Origin of the sequence: Amycolatopsis acididurans, from assembly GCF_012328925.1 — a bacterium.
GTDB classification, from domain to species: Bacteria; Actinomycetota; Actinomycetes; order Mycobacteriales; family Pseudonocardiaceae; genus Amycolatopsis_E; species Amycolatopsis_E acididurans.
In genome coordinates this window covers 159,630-182,010 of the sequence record NZ_JAAXLS010000008.1, presented here as the reverse complement: position 1 = coordinate 182,010, position 22,381 = coordinate 159,630, and the positions used below count along the sequence as shown (strand labels likewise).

Annotated in this window: 22 protein-coding genes; 4 read left to right on the top strand and 18 right to left on the bottom strand. The window is 68.8% G+C overall.

Annotation, left to right across the window (positions count from 1 at the left end):
- The 9 genes from HFP15_RS15175 to HFP15_RS15135 form a co-directional block, all read right to left on the bottom strand.
- On the bottom strand, positions 1-1,353 hold the full coding sequence (locus tag HFP15_RS15175) for an MlaD family protein (protein WP_168515892.1): 1,353 nt from the start codon (positions 1,351-1,353) through the stop codon (positions 1-3).
- The gene (locus HFP15_RS15170; protein ID WP_168515890.1) at positions 1,350-2,573 is read right to left on the bottom strand and encodes an MlaD family protein; all 1,224 of its coding nucleotides are present in this window, start codon (positions 2,571-2,573) and stop codon (positions 1,350-1,352) included. The genes HFP15_RS15175 and HFP15_RS15170 overlap by 4 nt, the downstream gene beginning before the upstream one ends.
- A 4-nt stretch (positions 2,574-2,577) precedes the next feature.
- Positions 2,578-3,399: an ABC transporter ATP-binding protein gene (locus HFP15_RS15165; protein WP_168515887.1), complete on the bottom strand. Its 822-nt coding sequence runs from the start codon at positions 3,397-3,399 to the stop codon at positions 2,578-2,580.
- Positions 3,400-3,409: 10 nt separating this feature from the next.
- Positions 3,410-4,249, bottom strand: coding sequence for an MlaE family ABC transporter permease (locus HFP15_RS15160; protein ID WP_210717275.1), 840 nt, complete (start codon positions 4,247-4,249; stop codon positions 3,410-3,412).
- Complete coding sequence (locus HFP15_RS15155) at positions 4,246-5,124, bottom strand: MlaE family ABC transporter permease (RefSeq protein WP_168515885.1); 879 nt, start codon at positions 5,122-5,124, stop codon at positions 4,246-4,248. The genes HFP15_RS15160 and HFP15_RS15155 overlap by 4 nt, the downstream gene beginning before the upstream one ends.
- Positions 5,118-5,396, bottom strand: coding sequence for a hypothetical protein (locus HFP15_RS15150; protein WP_168515883.1), 279 nt, complete (start codon positions 5,394-5,396; stop codon positions 5,118-5,120). Before HFP15_RS15150 ends, HFP15_RS15155 begins: the two co-directional genes overlap by 7 nt.
- A 102-nt stretch (positions 5,397-5,498) precedes the next feature.
- Positions 5,499-5,909, bottom strand: coding sequence for a sterol carrier protein (locus HFP15_RS15145; RefSeq protein WP_168515881.1), 411 nt, complete (start codon positions 5,907-5,909; stop codon positions 5,499-5,501).
- 110 nt (positions 5,910-6,019) lie between these two features.
- Positions 6,020-7,567 carry an acyl-CoA synthetase gene (locus HFP15_RS15140; protein WP_168515879.1) on the bottom strand — a complete coding sequence of 516 codons (1,548 nt, stop codon included), beginning with the start codon at positions 7,565-7,567 and terminating at the stop codon, positions 6,020-6,022.
- A 12-nt stretch (positions 7,568-7,579) separates the two neighbouring features.
- Complete coding sequence (locus tag HFP15_RS15135) at positions 7,580-9,010, bottom strand: aldehyde dehydrogenase family protein (RefSeq protein ID WP_312871601.1); 1,431 nt, start codon at positions 9,008-9,010, stop codon at positions 7,580-7,582.
- A 123-nt stretch (positions 9,011-9,133) separates the two neighbouring features.
- Between HFP15_RS15135 and HFP15_RS15130 the strand changes: the two genes are divergently transcribed.
- A complete protein-coding gene (locus HFP15_RS15130; RefSeq protein WP_168515877.1) occupies positions 9,134-9,925 on the top strand; it encodes a coniferyl-alcohol dehydrogenase in 792 nt (263 codons plus the stop codon).
- Between the two features lie 50 nt (positions 9,926-9,975).
- On the opposite strand, the gene HFP15_RS15125 is transcribed toward HFP15_RS15130, so the two are convergent.
- Positions 9,976-11,232 carry a cytochrome P450 gene (locus tag HFP15_RS15125; RefSeq protein ID WP_168515875.1) on the bottom strand — a complete coding sequence of 419 codons (1,257 nt, stop codon included), beginning with the start codon at positions 11,230-11,232 and terminating at the stop codon, positions 9,976-9,978.
- Between the two features lie 45 nt (positions 11,233-11,277).
- Complete coding sequence (locus tag HFP15_RS15120) at positions 11,278-11,682, bottom strand: SCP2 sterol-binding domain-containing protein (RefSeq protein ID WP_168515873.1); 405 nt, start codon at positions 11,680-11,682, stop codon at positions 11,278-11,280.
- 205 nt (positions 11,683-11,887) lie between these two features.
- On the opposite strand from HFP15_RS15120, the gene HFP15_RS15115 reads away from it, so the two are divergent.
- Positions 11,888-14,224, top strand: a complete 2,337-nt coding sequence (locus HFP15_RS15115) for a LuxR C-terminal-related transcriptional regulator (RefSeq protein ID WP_168515871.1) — start codon at positions 11,888-11,890, stop codon at positions 14,222-14,224.
- A 6-nt stretch (positions 14,225-14,230) separates the two neighbouring features.
- On the opposite strand, the gene HFP15_RS15110 is transcribed toward HFP15_RS15115, so the two are convergent.
- Both HFP15_RS15110 and HFP15_RS15105 read right to left on the bottom strand, forming a co-directional pair.
- Complete coding sequence (locus HFP15_RS15110; RefSeq protein WP_168515869.1) at positions 14,231-15,697, bottom strand: AMP-binding protein; 1,467 nt, start codon at positions 15,695-15,697, stop codon at positions 14,231-14,233.
- Positions 15,687-16,292: an RNA polymerase sigma factor gene (locus HFP15_RS15105; RefSeq protein ID WP_168515867.1), complete on the bottom strand. Its 606-nt coding sequence runs from the start codon at positions 16,290-16,292 to the stop codon at positions 15,687-15,689. The genes HFP15_RS15110 and HFP15_RS15105 overlap by 11 nt, the downstream gene beginning before the upstream one ends.
- A gap of 214 nt (positions 16,293-16,506) precedes the next feature.
- Here HFP15_RS15105 and HFP15_RS15100 point away from each other — a divergent pair, with 214 nt between their 5' ends.
- Together HFP15_RS15100 and HFP15_RS15095 are read left to right on the top strand one after the other, a co-directional pair.
- A complete protein-coding gene (locus HFP15_RS15100; RefSeq protein ID WP_168515865.1) occupies positions 16,507-17,661 on the top strand; it encodes an acetyl-CoA C-acetyltransferase in 1,155 nt (384 codons plus the stop codon).
- A gap of 2 nt (positions 17,662-17,663) precedes the next feature.
- A complete protein-coding gene (locus HFP15_RS15095) occupies positions 17,664-18,812 on the top strand; it encodes an acyl-CoA dehydrogenase family protein (RefSeq protein WP_168515863.1) in 1,149 nt (382 codons plus the stop codon).
- 16 nt (positions 18,813-18,828) lie between these two features.
- Here the strand turns inward: HFP15_RS15095 and HFP15_RS15090 are convergent, their stop codons facing one another.
- From HFP15_RS15090 to HFP15_RS15070, 5 genes are read right to left on the bottom strand one after another with little or no spacing between them, the layout of a single operon-like run.
- The gene (locus HFP15_RS15090; protein ID WP_168515861.1) at positions 18,829-19,599 is read right to left on the bottom strand and encodes an enoyl-CoA hydratase/isomerase family protein; all 771 of its coding nucleotides are present in this window, start codon (positions 19,597-19,599) and stop codon (positions 18,829-18,831) included.
- A gap of 5 nt (positions 19,600-19,604) precedes the next feature.
- Positions 19,605-20,411, bottom strand: a complete 807-nt coding sequence (locus tag HFP15_RS15085; RefSeq protein ID WP_168515859.1) for an enoyl-CoA hydratase/isomerase family protein — start codon at positions 20,409-20,411, stop codon at positions 19,605-19,607.
- Positions 20,408-21,181: an enoyl-CoA hydratase/isomerase family protein gene (locus HFP15_RS15080; protein ID WP_312871600.1), complete on the bottom strand. Its 774-nt coding sequence runs from the start codon at positions 21,179-21,181 to the stop codon at positions 20,408-20,410. The genes HFP15_RS15085 and HFP15_RS15080 overlap by 4 nt, the downstream gene beginning before the upstream one ends.
- Positions 21,178-21,930, bottom strand: coding sequence for a 3-oxoacyl-ACP reductase FabG (fabG, locus tag HFP15_RS15075; protein WP_168515857.1), 753 nt, complete (start codon positions 21,928-21,930; stop codon positions 21,178-21,180). Before fabG ends, HFP15_RS15080 begins: the two co-directional genes overlap by 4 nt.
- Positions 21,927-22,379 carry a MaoC family dehydratase gene (locus HFP15_RS15070; RefSeq protein WP_168515855.1) on the bottom strand — a complete coding sequence of 151 codons (453 nt, stop codon included), beginning with the start codon at positions 22,377-22,379 and terminating at the stop codon, positions 21,927-21,929. Before HFP15_RS15070 ends, fabG begins: the two co-directional genes overlap by 4 nt.
- Positions 22,380-22,381 lie beyond the last annotated feature (2 nt).

Genomic DNA, 22,381 nt, shown 5'->3' with positions numbered 1-22,381 from the left:
TCACAGCCCCCCTAGCAATTGGCCGAGCATCGACTGCTCCTGGTCTGGGGTGAGACCCGTGGCATTGCCGGGGTCGGGGTGCCCGCCGCCCAGCAACCCGTTCAGTGGCTGGGTCCCGCCGGGTGGCAGTGGCAGGTTCGGCGCCTGCTGCGGCCCGGGTGCGGCAGGCGCGCCCCCTACGGCCGGAAGCAGGGAATGGGCCAGGTCCTGCAACGTCTGCGGGGTGACGTAGACGACGCCCCGGAAGTAGTGGGACAGACCGTCGCGCCCGTTGGTGCTCAGCGCCCACTTCCGGACGAAGTCCATCAGGTCCCCCAGGTGCTGGTCCAGCAACTGGGCGGCGACCGGTTTCGCGGACGCGGCCACGCCACGCAGGTCGGGGCCCGCCTGCCGCAGCGCGGCCACCGCGGGAGCGGCCTGCCCGAGCAGCGCCTCGGCGTGATCGAGCACCGGACGCAGCGCGGAAAGCGCGGGATCCGCGGCGTCGGAGAACGCCTGCAACTCGTCGGTGACCTGGCTGAGGTTCCCCGTAACCGGTTTGATGGCACGCAGCGCGGGAATCGCGGAATCGGCGACACCCGCGAGGTTGGCCAGTGTCTGCCGGGCCGTGGCGACGGTGCTGGGCAGTTCCGTCAGTGTCCGGTCGAGGGCGTTCTGCTCGCCCGCGACGGCCGACAAGGTCTGCGTCGTCGACTGCACGAGCTTGGCCAAGGTCTGGCCGTCGTCCGCGGCCAGTGCCCCGCTCACCGGTTCCAGCTTGCCGAGCAGGTCACCGAGTACCTGGTTCTGCCCACTGAGCACGTCCCCCAGCCGCTGCGCGTCGGTCATCGCCGGGGCGAGCGCCTTGATCGCGGCGGCGGCCTGCGGGCCGGCACCGTCGACACCCTCGCCGAGCGTGGTCACGGTCGCCGCGAGAGCGGACGCTGTCGGGTCGTGGAAGGTGTTCAGCACGTCCTGCAACGTCACGGCGAAGTGACTGCGTTCGAGCGGGATGGACGCCTGCTGTGCGAAGGGCTGGTCCGGTGAGCCGGGATTGAGATCGACATAGTCCTCGCCGAGGAGGTTCACCGGGCGGACCGTGACCGAGGCGTCGCGGTGCAACGGCAGTACGCCCTGGTCCACGCTGAGGGTGACCCTCGCGTGCCCGTCCTCCAGCGCGATGCCGTCGATCGCGCCGACCTTGACGCCGGACACGCGGACCTCGTTACCGGGTTCGAGTGGACCGGCGTCGTTCATCAGCACCACCACCTGCGGGCCCGAACCTCCGGAGCTGGCGGCGGTCAGGCCGAGCGTGAGTGCGGTGCAGGTCAGCGCGACGGCGATGACCGAGCGGCGACGTACGCGGGTCTTCATCGGATGCCGTCTCCGTTCGCGTCGGTCCACGGCTGCCCTGCCAGCGAGCCCGGGGCCGGGCGCGGATCCTGCTGCATACCGGGCGGCACGAGGCCGGGATTGTTGTTGACCGAGCTGGCCGATTCGGTGACCAGCGCCCGTCCGAGGTGCCCCGAGGCGTTCATGTTGGAAAACAGCGAGGTCCAGTTCGTGACGAACCCGACGACCTCGGGCGTGTAGGGCCGGAGGAACGACACGGCGGGCGAGAGGGATTGCACGGCCTGCGTCACCCCCGGCACGGTCGCGTCCGCGGAATCCAGCAACCCAGGCGTGGTGTCCAAAAGGGACTGAGCTGCGGTCAGCGTGGGGCGCAGTGCGGCCACGGTCGGGCCGAGCCGGGTCAGGACCGGGCTGAGGTTCTGCGCCAGCGCCGGCAATTGGTCCGCCGTCGGACGCAGATCTCGCAGGAGCGGCACCGTCGCGTCGACCGCCGAGGGAACCCGCTGGAAGGCGTCGGTGCCCGCCCGCAGGGTGGAGGGCAGCTCGCCGAGCGCGGCCTGGAGCTGCCCCGCCCTGCTCGCCAGCTGGGAGACGAGCTGATGCAGGTCGGTAACCGTGCCGCTGAGCTCGTTGTGCCGGTTGTCGAGCGTGCCGACGAGCTGGTCCAGCTGCGTGATCAGGCCGCGGATCGCGGGGCCGTCCTGTCCGACCCCGCGCAGCACGTCGGCCAGTGCGGCGACCATGGGACCCGCGGTGCGCAGCGTCCCGTTCAGGTCGTTCTCGCGTCCCTGCAACGTCTGCTGAAGCTGGCCGACCAGTGACTGCACATGTTGCCGGGTGGGCGCGTCCAGCGCGGCGAGGACGTCGTCGAGCTCGACGCGCTGGGTGTCGGAGAAGACCGTCCGCCCCGACGGCAGCTCCGGGTTGTTCGACGGGCCGGGCAGCAACTCGACGGTCCGCACCCCCAGCACGGAGTTCCAGTCGATCCGCGCCGAGGTGCCCGCGTGCATCGGCGCGTGGTCGCTGTCCACGGTCACCGTGATCTCCGCCTTGTCGCCGCGCACCGCGATCGCCGTGACCTGACCGACCTGTTGGCCCTCGATCGTCGTGCGAGCACCCACGAACGTGCCGGACGCGGTGGGCATCACGACATGCAGCTCGTAGTCGTCCTGATGCAGCAGGACTGTGACGACGCCGGCCACGACGGCGACCGCCACCATCACCCAGATCAAACGCCGCATCGCCTCAGTCCATCCCCAGCGGACCGACGGCGTCGCCGGCCAGGAACTGCCGCACGAACGGATCTTCGGAGCCGAAGGTCTCGTCGGCGGTGCCGTAGTGCACCATCCGGCCTTTCCACAGCACGCCGATGTAGTCACTCACCGTGCGCGCGGTGGGAATGTCGTGCGTGATGACGATGTAGGTGCCGCCGTGCTCACGATGCATTTCCAGGATCAACTGGGACAGCAGCTTCGTGCGCACGGGGTCCAGACCCGAATCCGGCTCGTCGAAAAGCACCACGTCCGGCCGCATCACCAGTGCCCTGGCGAAACCGGCCCGCTTGCGCATCCCGCCGGAGATCTCGTTGGGTGCCTTGTCCAGCGCCTGTTCGAGGCCGACCTCCTTCAGATGCGACATGACGATGTCCCGGATTTCGTCCTCGGTCTTGTCGGTGTGCTTGCGCAGCGGGAACGCGACGTTGTCGTAGAGGTTCATCGAACCGAACAACGCGCCGTCCTGGAACAGCACGCCGAACCGCTTGCGTAGCGCGAACCGCTCGGTCTCGGAGACCCGCCACAAGTTCTGCCCGAACACCCGGACCGCGCCGGCGTCCGGCTCCAGCAGGCCCACGATGTGCTTGAGCAGCACGCTCTTACCGGTACCCGAGGGACCGAGCACAGTGGTGATCGCGTCGTCGGCGAACTCGACCGTCAGTCCATTGAGGACCTTCGAGGCGCCGAAGGCCTTGTGCACATCGTTGACCTGGATGGTCGAGTCGCCTCGTCGCGACCCTTCGAGCACACCGGAAGCACCGGTGTGGGTCGTGCTGGAACCATCTGAATACATCCGAGACTCCTCAGGTGCCGAAGGCTTCGTCGAGGTTGTGACCGTAGAAAAGCTGCGCCAGGATCATCGCGGTGACGCTGATCAGCACGAGGTTCACGAGCATGGCCTGTGCGGTGTTGCGGCCGACGCCGACCGGGCCGCCGCGCGCGTTGTAGCCGTAGAAGCACGAGACCACCGTGACGATGACTCCCACCAGCGTTCCCCAGATCAACGCGTTCGCGAAGTCCCGGAAACTCTGCAGCAGGAACAACACGTACGTGAATCCGCCCGCGGAGACCGTGCTCAGCAGATCCACGAAGAACAGTCGTGCGGCGAGGAAGTGGACACCGAGCGCCGTGATGAACAAGAACGGCAGCACGATCAGACTCGCCGCCAGCCTGGTGCTCGCCAGGTAGGGGATGGGCCGGATGCCCATGACCTCCATGGCGTCGATCTCTTCACTGATTCGCATGGCACCGAGTTCGGCCACGATTCCGCACCCGGCCTTGGCGGCGAGAATCCAGCCGAACACGATCTCGATGACACCGCGCATCAGTGGCACCGCGTTGATCGCCGCGACGTAACTCTCCAGGCCGACACCCTCGAACAGGAACGTGCCGGTGATGCCCAGCAACGCGCCGAGCATGAACAGCATGAACAGCACCACGAGCCCGTTCGACCGGATCAGGTACGCGGACTGGCGGAACACTTCGGACGGGTAGAGCCGTACCGCGGTGGGCAGGTCGCGGAACACCCGTGCCGAGAACATCAGCAACTGGCCGGTGTGCTCGATCGAGCCGCGCACCGCGCTGGTTTGCGGCGCCGGTGTCTTGGCACCGGCCTGCTGGCCCCGTTCCTCGATCGCGGTCATTTGAACGCCCCCAGTCCCGGGAAGAAGCCGAGCACGATCGCGTTGTAGCCCAGCTGCATCACGAAGAGCGCGACGAAGGAGATGACGACGGCCTGGTTGACCGCGCGCCCCAGCCCGATGGCACCACCCGCCGCGGTCATGCCCTTGTAGCAACAGACCGCACCGATCAGCAGGCCGGCCAGCAGGGTGTTGATCACCATCGCGACCAGTTCGACCGGGCTCAGGTTGGTCCACTCGAAGCTGTAGAACTCGGCCGCGTTGAGCCCGCCGATGTAGGAGCCCGCGAGCTGGGAGGTGAGCACGGTGATGATCTCGGCGGGCACCGCCAGCAGCGTGGTCACGATCGTGATGGACACGATCCGCGGAACGGCGAGCGCGCGAACCGGATCGATGCCCATCACCTTCATCGCGTCCAGTTCCTCGCGGACCTTACGGGAACCCAGCTCCGCGGTCGCCGCGGCGCCGATCACCCCGGCCACCAGCAGCGCCGCGACCCACACGGTGAACGTCCGCGTGCTCTGCACCAGCAGCATCGGGCCGTAGAGCTCGCCGGCGCCCGCAAGCTGCAGGAACTGGCTGGACGGGACCGACAACGCTAGCAGGAATCCGCAGAGCGCCGCGGTGATCGAGATCCAGGAGCGGCGGATCGTGAAGTGCATTTCCGCGACCACGTCGGACCAGTACCCGCGCGGGTGCCGGATCGCGCTCCACAGCACGCGGATCAGCATCTCGGCCATGCCGCCTGCTTCCGCGACCGCGTTACGCAGGAACCCCGGTACGAAGCCGACGGCCTTGGACATCGCGCCGTCGTACGGTCCGTCCGAGTCGAGCCACGACGATTGCCGCGCCGCCTCGTGCCGCTGGGAAGTCACCATCCGGCGTTCCCCTCCCTCCAGAAGAACATGCTGCTTCCCTTCTCCGGCAACGGAATCTCGCGCCTCACCCGCCCCGGACCCGGCGTGGGCGACTGGCCGCCGAGCCACCGGTGCACGTTGTCTCGCAAGGAGAAGCCGACATCCGGCGTGTGGCGGGTCATCGCGTACTGCCCGGAGGCGCACGGCTCCGCCGCCTTGGCGACCGTCAGGCCGATACCACGCGCCGTACCGGCGACGGCGACGACGTGGCCACCGGGTTCCCGAGCCCGCACCTTTGCCCTCCGGATCAGTCCTAAGTAGAAAACTTAATTTAGTCTATATTAGATTTGTGAGACGGACAACGCCCGGGGTCGGTATACCGCCCCGGGCGTTGGTCAGAACACGAGCAGGTCTTGCCTGCCGGCCCGCTTGAGCTCACCGACGTAAAGCCGCGGCAACCACGACGCGGCCGAGAGCAGTTCCAGCAACTCCTCGGTCCGGCCGGCGGCGGCCACCTCACCGTTCGCCATCGCCGAGCGCAGATCGAGCCGTCCCTGACACCACATGTTGGCGGTGTCGGCGCTCATGGCGACCAAGGCCGACGGCTCGGCGTCGCCGGCGCCACCCAAGTGCACCTCACGCCGTTCCGTGTCGATGTCGAGCACGCAATCCGGTTCGACGAACCCGAGCCGCACCCGCATCCTGCGCCCCGCGAGCATCGGGCCTGCCTGCGGATCACGAAACGCCGATCGCACGGTTCCGCCGATATAGCGGTCGATCTCGGCAGCACAGCTCAGCGGCATCATGACCTCCACGTCTCTGGGGAGTTGGTGGGAACCGTCACACAAGAGGCTGCTGCCCGCACGGACGAGGGCGAACCGAAGAGATACGTAATTCCGTACGTAGGCCGGTGGGCTCAGACGTTCGCCGGTGCCGCGTACCGGGCCCTGAGCTGGTGCTTCACCAGCTTCCCCGTCGGAGTGCGCGGCAGTTCGGTGATGAAATCGACACTGCGGGGAGCCTTGTAGTGCGCGATGCGGGCGCGTACGTAGTCGATCAGCTCGCGCTCCAGGTCCGGACCGGGCACGACACCCGGCGCGGCCTGCACGACCGCCTTGACCTGTTCCCCCATCTCCGCGTCGGGCACGCCGATCACGGCGACGTCGAACACTTTCGGATGCGGCGTCAGGACGTTCTCGACCTCCTGCGGGTAGATGTTCACACCCCCGGAGACGATCATGAAGGACTTGCGGTCGGTCAGGAACAGGTAGCCGTCGTTGTCGAGATAGCCGACGTCGCCGACCGTGGTCCAGTTCGGATGGAGCGGGTGCTGCGCGGCGCGGGTCCGCTCGGGATCGTTGTGGTACTCGAACGGCAGTACCTCACGCTCGAAGTAGACGAGCCCGATCTCACCCGGAGGCAGCTCCGCGCCGTCCTCCGCGCACACGCGCACGGTACCGAGCGCGGAACGCCCGACCGTGCCGGGTTTGGACTTCCACTCCTCCGGCCCGACCACCGTCAGCCCGTACCCCTCGGTGGCGCCGTAGTACTCGTGGACGATCTCGCCCCACCAGTCCATCATCGCCCGCTTGACCTCGACCGGGCATGGCGCGGCCGCGTGCACCGCCACCCGCAGGCTGGACAGGTCGTACCGCTGCCGCACGTCCGCGGGAAGCTTGAGCATCCGCACGAACATCGTGGGCACCACCTGCGTCGCCGTGACGTGGTAACGCTCGATCGTTTCCAGCGTGCGCTCCGCATCGAACTTTTCCATCACCACGACGGTGCCGCCCAGCGCGTGCACTCCGGCGGCCCAGCGCAACGGCGCGGCGTGGTACAGCGGAGCGGGAACAAGATAGGCGTCGTCCTGGCCCAGGCCGATCACATGCTTGAGAAACGGCACCAGCACGTCTGCGGCCGGATCATCCACCTGCACCTTCGGCACCGTGACCCGGACACCTTTCGGCCGCCCGGTCGTGCCCGAGGAGTAGAGCATGGGCCCGCCCAGCGGCTGCTCGGCCAGCGGCTCCGCGGAGGCGGCCGCGAGAGCGTCTACATAGGACTCGTGACCGGCGATCGTGCCGCCGAACGCGTAGCGTGCCCCCAACTCCGGTGTCAACGGAACGAGCGCCTCGGCGAGCTCATGCACCCCCGCCGACGCGAACAGGACCTTGGATCCACTGTCGGCGACGATGTAGGCGACCTCTTCCGGCGCGAGGTGCCGGTTGATCGCTGTCACGTAGAGACCGGATCGCAGCGCGGCCCAGTAGATCTCGAAGAACGCCGGCGTGTTGTCCGACAGCAACGCGATCACGTCGCCCTGACGTAAGCCGGAGTCGTGGAGCATCCGCGCGAGCCGGGCCGAGTTCCGGTCCAGCTCGGCATAGGTGAGAGTTTCCCCGCTTCCCGCCATGACGACAGCGGGCTTGCCGGGTGTGAGAGCGGCAAAGGTTCCTGGATACACGTGGTCGTCCTTTCAGAAGAACCGCTTCATCAGCCGGAGCTTGCCCGGTGTGTAGGGCGGGTAGACCAGCTTCGGGTCCGGGCGCGACGGCTTGGCCAGCACCGCCTTGCGATGGCTGAACGTTTCGAAACCCCAGCGCCCGTGGTAGGCGCCCATGCCGCTGTCACCGACTCCACCGAAGGGCAGTTGCGGCGCCAGGCAGTGCATCGCGACGTGGTTGACGACGACACCGCCCGAACTGGTCTCGCTCACCACCTTCTCGCGCACTCGCCCGGAACGGCTGAACAGGTACACCGCCAGGGGTTTGGGCCGTGAGTTGACGAACCGGAGCGCGTCGTCGAGCGAGTTCACCCCGAGCACCGGCAGGATCGGCCCGAAGATCTCCTCGCTCATCAGCGCCGAATCGGGCGCCGGGTCGACCACGACGGTGGGCTCGATGGCCCGGGCCGCCGGGTCGGTGCCGCCGCCGAGCGCGACGGAGCCGCCCGTGGCCGACAGCAAACCGGCCAGACGATCGAACTGACGACTGTTGACGATGCGCATCGCCGCCTGGTCCGCATCGGACCGGAACTGCCGCATGGCATCGGTGACCGCGGAGACGAAGCGCTTCTGAACGGCGTGCTCGACCAGCACGTAGTCGGGCGCGATGCAGGTCTGTCCCGAATTCATCAGCTTGACCCACGCGACGCGGCGCGCGGCGACTTCGATGTCGGCGTCCTCGGTGACGATCACCGGGCTCTTGCCGCCGAGCTCCAGCGTCACCGGCGTCAGGTGCTCGGCGGCGGTTCGCATGATGATCCGGCCGATTTCGGTGCCACCGGTGAAAAAGGCGTGGTCGAAGCCCTGACCGAGCAGTTGCCGCGTCACCTCCGCTTCGCCTTCCAGCACGGCGACGGCGTCGCCGTCGAGGTACTCGGGCACCAGCCGGGTGAGCAGCCGCGACGACGCCGGAGCATGTTCGGAGGGTTTGATCACCGCGCAGTTGCCCGCCGCGAGCGCACCCACCAGCGGTCCGAGGGACAGATACACCGGGTAGTTCCACGGCCCGATGATCAACACCACTCCGAGCGGCTCGTACTGGTACCAACCGCGGCCGGGGAGATTGGAGAGGGACAGGCCGGTGCGCCGCCGCTTGGTCCACTTCCGCAGGTTCTTACGCGCGAACACGGCCTCCGCCTTCGTCGACGCGATGTCCCCCAGCCACGCCTCTGCCGGCGGCCGGCCCAGGTCCTCGGCGAGCGCGCCCGCGATCTGGTCTTCGCATTCGTCGAGCATCCGCTCGAGCGCACGCAACTGCCGCGTACGCCAGGCCAGGTCACGGGTGCGACCTTCGGCGAAGGTCTGCCGTAACCGGCCGACCGCATCGTCGATCTCGGCGGTCGCGACACGAGCCGCATCGCGAACATGGCCGTTGACCTGGGTCTGGGGTGGGATCGGTACCACTGGGCCCTCCTGGAACTGTCCTCGAGACCGCACCGGCTGCGGGATCGGGCCCGTGGACAACGTCGTCTCTTCTAGTTTAGATTAAATTATATTCGAGACCTACCCTCCGGCGAAAGGACCACCATGACGACTGTTTCGGGGCTGCGCTGCGTCGTGACGGGCGCGGCATCCGGCATCGGCCACGCGGTCGCCGAGCACCTCGGCAAGGCCGGCGCCTCGGTCACGTGTCTTGACCGCAACGAGCCCACCGCACCCGTCGAGCGCTTCGTACGCGTCGACCTGGCCGACCCGGCGAGCATCGACGCGGCGGTCGCCGAGCTCGGCACCGGCTGGGACGCGCTCATCAACGTGGCCGGCATTCCCGGCACCGCACCGGCGGAACTGGTGTTCTCGGTGAACTTCCTCGGCCTGCGCCATCTCACGGAGTCGATGTTCGAATCACTCAACACCGGCGGCGCGATCGTGAACGTCTCCTCCACGGCCGGGTTCCAGTGGGCGGAGCGGCTTCCGCTGCTGCGCGAGCTGCTGGCCGCGGAATCCTTCGAGGCGGGGCTGGACTGGTTCCGGCGGAACCCACAGGACACCAACGCCTACAACCTGTCCAAAGAAGCCCTGACCGTCTACACGATGGCGATGGGCACCGGCCTGGTGGAACTCGGCCTGCGGATGAACGCCGTGCTTCCGGGCCCCGTGGACACGCCGATACTGCCGGATTTCGAGGACTCGATGGGCAAGGACACCCTGGACGGCCTCAAGTTCCTGCTCGGCAGGCACGCCAGCCCTGAGGACATCGCCGCCCCGATCGTTTTCCTGGCATCACCAGAGGCGCGCTGGGTCAACGGGCACGCCATGGTCGTCGACGGCGGCATCACCGGCGCGGTGCTCTCCGGACTCGTACCCGCCCCGGAGATCTAGCGGACACATGAGTAAGGGCCCTGGCGCGCGCCAGGGCCCTTACTCATATGTCACCGAAGCGTGCAGGGCATGCTCTTGACACCACGGACGAAGTTGCCCACCAAGTAGGTCGGGTCTGAAACCTGTAGTTCCGGTACTCGGTGCAGCAGCTGGTCGAAAAGCGCCCGGAGCTGGGTTTTCGCCAGCATGTTGCCCATGCAGTAGTGCGGCCCACCGCCGCCGAAGGCCACGTGCGGATTCGGGCTGCGCGTGATGTCGAAGCGCTCCGGCTCGCTGAACACCCGCTCGTCGCGGTTGCCCGAAGAGTAGAACATGACGACCCACTCCCCCTCGGACAGCTGCTGTCCACCGAGCTCGACGTCGCGCATGACCGTGCGCCGGAACGTCATCACCGGCGTGACCCAGCGCGCGAACTCCTCGATCGCGGTGCCGATCCGGCCTTCGAAGTTCTCCAGCAGCAGCGCCCGCTGGTCCGGGAACTCGCACAGCGCCTTCGTGGTCAGGCTGATCGTGTTCCGGGTGGTGTCGTTGCCCGCGACGGACAACAGCACGAAGAACGCACCGATCTCCTCGTCGGTCAGCCGCTGACCGTCCACTTCGGCCTGGACGAGGTTGGTCATCAGGTCCTCGGTGGGTTTCGCGCGGCGCATCTCGGCCAGGTCCATGCCGATCGTGAGCAGGCTGATCAAGGCGTCGTTGAGCACCTGCCCTGGCTCGCGCCCCGCGGCCACGTCCTCGTCCGCCCACGAGACCATGCCGTCCGCGCCCTCGGCGGCGGCCTCGCGATACTGCTCGGGCAGCCCCATCATCTCGTAGATCGTCCACATGGGAAGCCGCTTGGACACCTGCGCCACGAAGTCGCAGTCGCCGGCCTCGATCAGCTCATCGACGATCCGTTTCGCCTGGCCACGAATCTGCTCCTCGATCTTCGCGACCTGCCTCGGCGTGAACGCCGAACTGATCAGCCGGCGCAGCCGCGTATGCCGCGGCGGGTCCATGCCGAGAAAGGACTGCGCCGCGTCGAGAATGTCCTCGGGCACCTCCTCCTGCATGACGCCGTGTGCGGAGGAGAACGTCTCGTAGTCCTTGCTCACCCGCACGATGTCCTCGTGGCGGACGACGGCCCAGACACCCTCCTGTTGCGGCGGCATGAGCGCCCCCTCCAGCGGAGGGTGCCAGCTCACCGGTCGCTCGTCGCGCAGTATGCGGAAACTCCGCTCCCGCTCCTCGGCCGTGGCGGCCCAGAACGACAGCGGGGACACGGAAACCGGGTCGTAGGAACGGGTTGTCGGCATGGTGGACGTCATCGACGCTCCTGTTTTCAGTACTTCGGCGGACTGTGCACGGGCTCGTCAGACCAGCAGGTCCGTGCGCCCGTCGTTGGTGAGGTTGTCGATGTAGACCGGGTACAGCTTCTTGCCGAGCGGAGCGAGCTTGAGCAGGCTCGCCACGTTGCCGTCGACGGCGATCTTGCCGCGCGCCATGGCGAAAGGCAGGTTGACCTTGCCTTGCCAGTAGGCGTTGGCCGTTTCGCACTTCATCGACATCGTGGCCGACGGTGTCAGGCCTGAGCCATCACCCTGGTACACCTGCTGCTGCCCCATGTCGATCACCAGTACGGCCTCGGGGTCGGTGAACGCGAAGCGCAGCACCAGCCCGGTGTCGACAAGCTTCGGCCCGATCTCCTCATCTTTGAACGCGGTCTCGAAAATACCGCCGATGTAGCGGCGAGCCTCATCCTCGTTGCGAAACGACATTGGTCCTCCACGGATGGTTTAGGTGCAGCCGGCCCGGCACGCAGGACGGGGGCCGAGCATGCCGATACTATCCATTTTCAAATCTAAATTCAACTAATATTTGCTGGTCCTCGGCGATGTCGGCCTCGGCCCATCCGGCCCGATCTCGCGACGAAAGGCGCTAGACTGCTACTCCATCCGGACCATCGCACCGGGAGGCTGCAGCATGGGCGAACCCGCACCGGAGCGGGAGCACTCGGCCACCTTGCCCGCCGAGCTGACGAGTTTCGTCGGGCGCAGGAACGAACGTGCCGAGATCAGGCGCCTGCTGGCCGACGCCCGGCTCGTCACGCTGACCGGGTTCGGCGGCGTCGGCAAGACCCGGCTGGCACTGCGCGTGGCCCAGGAACTGCGGCGCGCCTTCACCGACGGTGTCTGGTTCGTCTCGCTGGCCGGTGTCAACGACCCGGACTGGCTGCCACACGCCGTGTCCACCGCACTCGGCCTGCAAGGACGATCGACGCGCACCGCTCCCGGCGCGCTGGTGGAGTATCTGCGCTCCCGCGAGACCCTGATCGTGCTCGACAACTGCGAGCACCTGATCGACACCTGTGCGATGCTGACCGACACGTTGCTGCGGACCTGCGCCCACCTGCGGGTACTGGCCACCAGCCGCGAACCGCTGCGCATCCGGGGGGAGACCGTGCATGCCGTCGCACCGCTCACGGTGCCCGCGCGTGGTCCCGCCGAGGCCACGCTGCACCAGTACGAGTCGGTCAGCCTGTTCGTCGACAGGGCTCGCGCGGTGCAGCCGTCCTTCACGATCACCGAGAACAACCGGGACGCGGTCGCGGCCGTATGCCGCCACCTCGAGGGCATCCCGTTGGCCCTCGAACTCGCCGCGGTACGGCTGCGTGCGATGTCGGCAGCCGAACTCGCGTCCGCGCTGGCCGACCGGCAGGATCTGCTGACCCATGGTGACCGCACCGCGCCCGACCGGCAGCGCACGATGGCGGCCTGCATCGAGTGGAGTTTCGACCTGTGCTCCGAGGCCGAGCGGGAGGTGTGGGCGCGCACGGCCGTGTTCTCGGGCGGTTTCGAACTCGACGCGGCCACCGCCGTCTGCGCGGGCGACCGGGGCGAGATCACGCTCCCGGACGTGCTCCTCGACCTGGTCGACAAATCGGTACTCAGTGCCGAGACCCACGATGACCGGACCCGGTTCCGGATGCTGACTCCCCTGCGGCAGCGCGGCCTGCGCGAGCTGGCCGAGCTCGGGCTGGTCAGCGAGCTACGCCGCCGCCATCGCGACTTCCATGTCGGGCTGGCGGAGCAGGCCGCGGCCGAGTGGATGAGCGCCCGGCAGGTCGAATGGATCGACCGGCTCCGGCGCGAGCAGAGCAACATGCAGGCGGCGCTGGAATTCTGTTTCATGGAGCCAGGGGCCGCGGAACCAGGCCTGCGGATGGGTGCCAGCCTGCTCGAGTACGGCCTGGCCGACGGGCTGTTCCGCGTCGGTCGGCTCTGGTTCGACCGGCTGCTGCCGCTGGCCCCGGAACCGACCGAGACGCGGGCGCTCGCGTTGCGAACGGCCTGCTGGTGGGCGGCCATGCAGGGTGACCTGCCCGCGGCAAGCCGGCTGCTCGCGGACGGCCTCGATGCCGCGAGCGGACTCGAGCCCCGGGTCCGGACCAAGCTCACCCAGGCCGAAGCGTTCGTCGCGATGTTCGCGGGCGACCTGGACCGTGCGATCCCGCTGTTCACCGAGGCGTTGACCGGCTTCCGCGCCTCGGGCGACCACGCCCAGACCGCCCACACGCTCGCGCTCGTGCAACTGGCCCACACCTTCGCCGGCGACCTGGAACAGGCCCTGGCATGCCACGACGAGTGCCTGGCCATCACCGAACCGGTCGGCGAATGCTGGTCGAGGGCGCACTCGCTGTGGATCGCCGGACTCGCGCATCTGGCGGCGGGCGACCTCGAGACCGCGACCCGGCTCGAGCGCGACGGACTGCGCCTGATGTCCCGCATGAACGAACGACTGGGCCTCGGCCTGTGCCTGGAAGCGCTGGCGTGGATCGGCGCGCAGCGCGACGCCGAGCGGGCGGCGATGCTGCTGGGCGCCGCGCAGAACCACTGGGAGGCGATCGAGACCTCGACCGAAGCGTTGCCGGGTCTGTTCGTGCAGCACGAGCACTGCCTCAAAATGGCGCGGTCCGTACTCGGGGACGAGCCGTACCAGACGGCCTGGGATCGCGGCCGCGCGCTCGACGCGGCGGCCGCGATCGAATACGCGTTGACCGATCGTCCGCCGGGCAAGAAGGACAGCGCGCCGCCGGCCGCGCCGGGATACGGCGGCCCGCTGACCCGGCGGGAACGGGAGATCGCGCGACTCGTCGCAACCGGACTGTCCAACCGGGACATCGCGGAACGCCTGGTCATCTCGAAACGCACGGCGGAGACCCACGTCGCCAACATCATGACGAAGCTGGGTTTCACGTCGCGCCACCAGATCATCGCGTTCATGGCCGAACAACAGAACGGCGCTGCCCCGCGCTCGTGAAGGCGCTCAGACGAGGACACCGTCGGCCATCGCATAGCGGTGCAGGAGCTTGCGCCGGAGGACCTTGCCCGCCGAGGTGCGCGGCAGGTCGTCGACGAAGTCCACCGTGTGCGGCGCCTGGCCGTCGCCGCATTTGTCGCGCACATGCTCGATCAGTTCGGCGGCGAGCGGCGGTCCGGGTCGCACCCCTGCCACGACCCGGACCACCGCCCGTACCCGCTCACCCGCCCCGGCATCCGGAATCGTGAGCACGGCCACGCCGGCCACCGCCGGGTGCGCGGCCAGCACCGCCTCGCCCATCCCGGGTTCGGCGAGGTACAGGTAGCCCCGGTCGTCCAGGCTCCCGCGGTCGCCGAGGGTCACCCACCGCGTCTGCCACGGATGCCGAGCGGCACCGGACCAGCCGGGAGCGCCGTGGTATTCGGCCCAGGCACCGGTCAGATAGACCAGGCCGGTCCTCCCGGTGGGAAGCTCCACCCCCCGCTCGTCACAGATGTGCAGCGTCCCCTCGACGGCACGACCCGCCGAACCTGGCCGCGCAGCCCGTTCCTCCGCATCGAGCGCGGCCACCACCGGCCATTCGGCGCCGCCGTAGATCTCGGTGGTCCTCGCCCCCCACCAGCCGGACAGCGCGTCCAGTACTCCGGACGGGCAGGGGCCACCGCTGACGATCACGCGCTCCACAGTGGACATGTCGAACCGGGCGCGGACCCTGGAGGGCAACGCGATCAGCTGCAGAGCCAGATCGGGTACCAAGTGGACGAGGGTCACGCGGTGCCGTTCGATCCCGCCGAGCGCGTCCTCCGGGGCGAACGGCGCCGCGCTGACCACCGTCCCCCGGGCGTCGTGCACGGCGGTCGCCAGATGCACCGCCACCGGGTCCGCCAGCGGCACGGGCAGGAACGCGATCGTGTTCTCGCGTAAGGCACACAACTTCGAAAGCAGCCGGGCCGTGGTGGCCACGCGGGCCGCGTCGGGCACGACGCCCTTCGGCCGTCCGGTGACGCCGGCCGTGTACACCATCGGTGCGCCCCGCACGCCGGAGGGCCGGTCGCGGGCGATGCCGGTCAGGGCATCCTCGTAAGGCTCGTAACCGTCGGCCTCACCATCGAAGGCATACCGCACATCGACGCGGGGCGTCAGCGGCCGCAACGCCGTGGCAAGACCCAGCGTCGCACCACCCGCGACGAGGGCCCGGGCCTCGCTGTCGTTGACGACGTACGCGGCCTCGTCGAGCGAGAGCGCGGTGTCGACCGCCACGGGGTCGAGACCGGAACGCAGGGCCGCGAGGCACACTTCGTAGGCTTCCGGCGCGTTTTCCGCCAGCAACGCGACGCCGTCCCCGCTCCGCAAACCCCGCTCGTGCAGCTTCGCGGCGAGTCTCCCGGCGCGACGAGCGAGTTCACCGTGCGAAAGCACACGCCCGCTGCCCGCCGTGATCACCGCCGGAGTCGCGAAGTCGTCACGGTCCATCGCTCGCGGCCCCTCCCGCCCCGCCGGCCGGCGCTTCGAGCATGGCGGGCGGGATGAGCTCCCTGAGCCTCCTGAGGGCGCGCAACTGCACGGCGCGGACCGCGCCCGAAGGTTTCCGCATCTCGTGCGCCACCTCAGCCACCGACAATCCGCGCAGGTACCGCAGTTCCAGGCAGGTCCGCTGGTCGGGAGTCAGGGTGGCGAGCCGGCGCAGTGCCTCCTGGGCGGCCTGCCGTCGCCAGATCAGCTCGCTGATGTCGCCGGACTCGCCCGGTGCGTCGAAGTTCTCGGGCATCGCCACCTCGCGACGGTGCCGCGCCGATTTCATCTCGTCGAGGACGAGATTCCGCGCGATCGTGATGAGCCAGGCCGCGAACGTCGATCGCCGGTGCGACAAAGACCCCATCCTGCGCAGCGCACGGACAAAGGTCTCGCTGGTGATGTCCTCCGCGAGATGGCGGTCTCCCAGCCGGGCGTAGACGAACCCGAATATGTCACGCATGTGCAACTCGTATAGCCGGCCGATCGCCGCACGGTCTCCGGTCCTGGCCTCGGTCACGAGCGCCCACACCTGCTCGTCCGCTGTCACACTCATCCGTGGTTCCTCGTCGAACGCACCGGTCCTCCCGCCGCCGCGGCCACTTCACCGTGCCCGTCCGATTCCAGGCTGCTGATCACGCGACGGCCGCGAATCAGCACGGATACTGACTTCCCTACGTAGTCCTCGCCGAGCGCGTCGGCACAGACCCTCGTCCTTGTTTTGAATATAGGTTAAAATAAGTCGAATTGTTCCGACCGAAGGAGAGACCATGGCCGAGGCTTACCTCGTCGACGCCGCGCGAACACCGGTGGGCCGCCGCGGCGGCGGCCTGGCCGGTGTCCATCCGGCCGACCTCGGCGCGCACGTGATCCGCAGGCTCGTCGATCGCGGAGACTTCGATCCCGCCGCGATCGACGACGTGGTGTTCGGCTGCATCGACACCATCGGGTCCCAGGCCGGCGACATCGCCCGGACCAGCGCGCTCGCGGCCGGGCTACCGGAGTCGGTGCCGGGAGTCACCGTCGACCGCCAATGCGGTTCGTCGCAGCAAGCCGTGCACTTCGCCGCGCAGGCCGTGCTCAGCGGAACCGCCGACCTCGTAGTCGCCGGCGGAGTACAGAAAATGAGCCAGTACCCCATCCTCAGCTCGTTCGCCGTCGGTGAGCCGTTCGGCGCCGTCGATCCGTGGACCGGTTGCGCGGGTTGGCAGGCGCGGTACGGGGACCGGGAGATCTCGCAGTTCCACTCGGCCGAAACGATCGCGGCCGATTTCGGCTTCGAGCGCACGGACATGGAGGAATTCGCGCTACGCAGCCACCAACGGGCAGTACATGCCGCGAGCGAAGGCCGATTCGACAAGGAAATCACGCCGATCGCCGGCGTCACGCGTGACGAAGGCCCTCGCGTCGACACCTCACTGGAAAAGATGGCCCAGCTCAAGACGCTGGTTCCGGGCGGACGGCTCACGGCCGCGGTCTCCAGTCAGATCTCCGACGCGTCGGCGGCATTGCTCATCGCCTCCGAACGAGCGGTCCGGGAGCACGAGCTGACCCCACGGGCACGCATCCACCACCTGTCGGTGCTGGGCGCGGACCCGGTCAACCTGCTGATCGCCCCGCTGCCCGCCACCGAGCGGGCCTTGAAGAAGACGGGGCTCAGCGTCGGCGACATCGATCTGTTCGAGGTCAACGAGGCCTTCGCGAGCGTCGTTCTCGCCTGGCAGCACCAGATCGGCGCCGATCCGGATCGTGTCAACGTCAACGGCGGCGCGATCTCGCTCGGACATCCGCTGGGCGCATCCGGTGCGCGCATCATGATCACGCTGCTGCACGAACTGGAACGCACCGGTAGCCGCTTCGGGCTGCAGACCATGTGCGAGGGCGGCGGCATGGCGAACGTGACCGTCATCGAGCGGCTGGGCTGAGCATGGAACGCGAGATCTTCACCGACGACCACGAAATGTACCGCCACACGGTCCGGGAATTCCTCGCCCGCGAGGTCATCCCGCACCATGCGCGCTGGGAAGCCGAGCGCTGGATCGACCGCGACGTGTTCCGCGCCGCGGCGAAGCACGGCGTCTACGGACTGCAGATTCCCGAGGAGTACGGAGGTGCGGGCGAGCCGGACTACCGGTACCGGATGGTCGCCGCGGAGGAGGCCGCGAAGGTGCACGCGCTGTCCTTCGCACTCACCATCTCGCTGCAGGACGATCTGGTGCTGCACTACCTGCTCGACCTGACGACGGACGAGCAGAAACGGCGCTGGCTGCCCGGTTTCGCCACCGGGGAACTGATCGGCGCCCTGGCCATGACCGAGCCGGGCGCGGGCAGCGATCTCCGCGGGATCCGTACTTCGGCCCGCAGGGACGGCGACGACTGGATCCTCAACGGACAGAAGACGTTCATCTCCAGCGGCATCATGGCCGACGTCGTGATAGTCGCGGCGCGGACGGACCCGGATGCCGGTTCGCGGGGGTACACCCTGTTCGCCGTCGAGCGGGACATGGCAGGTTTCCAGCGCGGCCGCAAACTGGAGAAGATCGGGCTGCCCGCGCAGGACACCGCCGAGCTGTTCTTCGAAGACGTCCGGGTTCCCGCGGCCAATGTGCTCGGCGAACCCGGCCGGGGCCTGCAGTACCTGATGAGCCATCTGCCGCGTGAACGGCTGGGCGTCGCGGTCAAGGCGATCGCCAACTGCCGTGCCGTCTTCGACGTCACCCGCGACTACTGCAGGCAACGCCACGCGTTCGGCAACCCGATCGGCGACTTCCAGCACGTACGGTTCGAACTGGCCGAGATGGCCACCGAGATCGACGTGGCACAGGCCTACGTGGACCGGTCGGTGCTCGCGTTCAACGCCGGGCACCTGACGCCGGTGGACGCGGCCAAGGGCAAATGGTATGTCAGCGAACTGCAGAAACGGATCATGGACACCTGCCTGCAGCTGCACGGAGGTTACGGATACATGGCCGAGTATCCGGTGGCGAGGGCCTTTGTGGACACTCGTATCCAGACGATCTACGGCGGCACGACCGCGATCATGAAGGAGATCATCGGCCGCGACCTCGCCCGGTGAGACGAGCGGGCGCCGGTCACCGACCGCGGAACACCGGCGCCCGCCGTTCACGGAACGCGGCGATCCCCTCCGCGAAGTCGTCCGTGTCGAACAGGGTGGTCTGCGTGTCGATCTCGGCCTCCAGCACCTGGCGGGGGTCGCGCGGCCAGGCCGTGAACATGTACTTGATGGCGGCGATCGCCAGCGGTGGCCCTTCGGCGATACGCTCGGCATCGGCAAGCGCTCGCGCGAGCGCATCTCCCGAGCCGGCGACCGCGTCGGCCATGCCGATCGCGGCGGCTTCCGGTCCGCTCAGCCTGCGGGGCATCAGCAGCAACTGGCGGGCCACGGCACCACCGACCCTGGCCGGGAGCGAGGCGAAGACGCCCATGTCACCGGCGAGCCCGACACCGGTGAACGTAGTCGAAAACGCGGCGTCCTCGGCGGCGATGACCCGGTCACACGCCATCGCCAGCGCCGCCCCGGCACCGAAGGCGTACCCCTCCACAGCGGCGAGCACCGGTTTGGGGCCGTCCCAGATCGCCCGGATCACCCGCTGCGCGGCCTCGGCCCGCGGCCGTGTCTCGGCCGCGCTCTGCCGCCGCATGCTGGCGATGTCGCCGCCCGAGCAGAACGTACCGCCCGCGCCGGTGAGCACGACCACGCGGACGTCCGGCACGTCCATCGCCGTCTCGATCGCCTCGGCCAGCACCACGCGCAGCTCGAGGTCGATCGCGTTGCGGACCTCGGGCCGGTTGAGTGTCAGCACCCGGATCGCGCCCTTGTCCTCCGTCAGCACGCACGTCATCGCGCTCACCGCCCTTTGTAGACAGCAGGACGCCGTTCGAGTACCGCGGCGAGCCCCTCCCGTGAGTCAGCGGTCCCGGACAGCTCGGCCACCGTGCGCGCTTCCTCGGGCAACCTGGCCTCGACGCCCCCGCCGAGGCCGCCCCAGACCAGCCGTTTCGTCGCGGCCATCGCGAGCGGGGCATTCGCGGCCAGCTCGCGCGCCAGTGCGTAGGACTCCTTCAGCAGCTGCCCATCCGGCACGACACGGGTGAGCAGGCCCGCCTCGGCGGCCTCGTCGGCGGTCAACGTCGGATTCGCCAGCAGGATCTCCATCGCCTTGCGCAGCCCGACGAGCTGGGTGAGCGTGACCGTGACCCCGGCGTCCGGGGCCATGCCGACCCGGACCGCGCCGGACATGAACCGGGCGGACCGTTCGGCGATGACGAAGTCGGCGGCGCACACGAGCCCGAACCCGCCCCCGCCCGCGGCGAAACCGTGCACCGCGGCGATGACCGGCGCGCGCAACTGGATGAGCGCCGATGTCGCGATCTGCAACCACGCGGTCGCCTCGCGCAGGTAGTCCGGAAGGCGCTCACCCTTGGCGGCGAACGTCTTGACATCTCCGCCCGCGCAGAAATGCTTCCCCTCTCCCGTGATCAGCACCGCCCGCACGTCCGGTTCGCCGTGGCAGCGCAGAACCACCTCGTGCAGGGCGCGCAGGAACGGCACGCTCATCCCGTTCGCCGCCTCGGGGCGGTTGAGCCGGATCCGCGCGATGCCGTCGTCTTCCAGGTCGAGCAGTACCGGTCCCGAACCGACGAGCCGCCTCATGCCCTACTCCCCTCGCCACCGGCGAAGCCGGCGATGGCCGCTCCCGCCGCGTCGCCAACGATGTGCTCGATCACGTGCTCGCGTTCCAGGGCGAGCCCCTCGTCGAGCGGCAGCCGTAAACCCTCGTACACCAGTCTTTTCGCGGTTTCCAGCGCGCCGCGGTCGTGCCCGGCGAGACGCTCGGCGAAGGCCGCCACCGCATCCTCGAAGCCTGCCGCGGGCAGGCAACGATAGGCCAGTCCCCACGCGACGGCCTCGGCGCCGGTCAACCGGTCACCAGTGAGTATGTGGGCGAGCGCGCGTTGCCTGCCGGCCAGCCGTGGCAGCCGCTGGCTACTGCCGCCACCGGGCACCTGCCCGAAGTTCAGGTGTGTGTCCGAGATCTTCGCGTTCTCGTGGACCAGGGCGATGTCGCACGCCTGCATCAGCTCGAACCCACCGGCCATCGCGTAGCCCTCCACCACGGCGACGACGGGCACCGGCAGCCGCGCGATGAGTGCGCAGGCGCGGCCGAAGTTGTCGAACAGCGGGGCGAGCGCGGCCCTCCCCTGCTCGCGCAGCCGCCGCAACTCGCCGAAATCCCCGCCCGCCGAGAAGTTGCCGCCGGCGCCACGCACCACGATCACGGTGACCGCGGGTGCGAGCAGTCTCAACGCGCGCTCGAGTTGCGCACCCAGCTCCACGGTGATCGCGTTCATGACCTCGGGCCGGTTCAGCAGGATGTGCCCGACCGAGCCCTCGATCCGGGTCCGCACGACGTTCGCCGTCACATCAACCGCCCCCCGCCGACCTCCAGCACCGCTCCGGTCATGTAGCTGGACAGATCGGAAGCCAGGAAGAGCACGGCACCGGCGACCTCGGACGGCTCACCCGCCCGGCGCATCGGGATCGCGGCCTCCCGCTCCGCGAAGACCTCGGGCGGCATCGCCTCGGTCATGGCCGTGCGGATCAGGCCGGGCTGCACGGCATTGACCCGTACGCCCCGGTGCGCCAGTTCCTTGGCCGCGGCCTTGGTCAGGCCGACGATGCCGGCCTTCGCGGCGCTGTAGTTGGTCTGGCCGGGGTTGCCGGACTTGCCGGACAACGACGAGATGTTGACGATCGAGCCGCGGCCCGCCTCGCGCATGACCTCCGCTCCGGCCCGGACGCCGAGCCAGGTGCCACGCAGATGAACATTGATCACCGCATCGAAGTCCTCCGCCCGCATCCGCCTCAGGGACGCGTCGCGAGTGATGCCCGCATTGTTGACGAGCACGTCGAGGCCCCCGAGTTCGCGCTGGACGCGCTCAACCGCATCGGCCACGGACTGCTCGTCGGTCACGTCGCACGCGACGGGCAGCACCGCCGGTCCGCCGTCGGTCGCGAGTTCCGCGGCGGCCTTCGCGGCCCGCTCACCGTCCAGGTCGGCCACCGCCACCGCGGCCCCATGCTGATGCAGCGTGCGCGCGACCGCCAGCCCGATTCCCTGCGCGGCACCGGTGACCAGCGCCATCCGGCCCTCGACCAGCCCCGCGCTCATGCCACGTACCGCACGATGGACTCGACGACGCACGCGGGACGATCCGAACCGGCGACCTCCATGGTCGTGGACACCTTGAGCTGCACCGCATCCGCCAGCGGCGTCACCTCGGTGATCGTCGAATGCGCCCGCAGTTTCGAGCCTGCCGGCACGGGCGCGGGAAACCGCACCTTGTCCAGGCCGTAGTTGATGGCCATGCGCACCCCGTCGACGCGGTACAGCTCGCGCTGGAACGCGGGCAGCAGGGACAGCGTCAGCAATCCGTGCGCGATCGTCCCGCCGAACGGGCCCGCCTCGGCGCGTTGCGGGTCCACGTGGATCCACTGGTGATCTCCGGTCGCCTGAGCGAAAGTGTCTATCCGCTCCTGGTCCACCACGATCCAGTCGGTGGTGCCGAGCGACTCGCCCGCCGCGCCGGCGAGTTCGCCGATACCGTTGAAGACCCGCATAC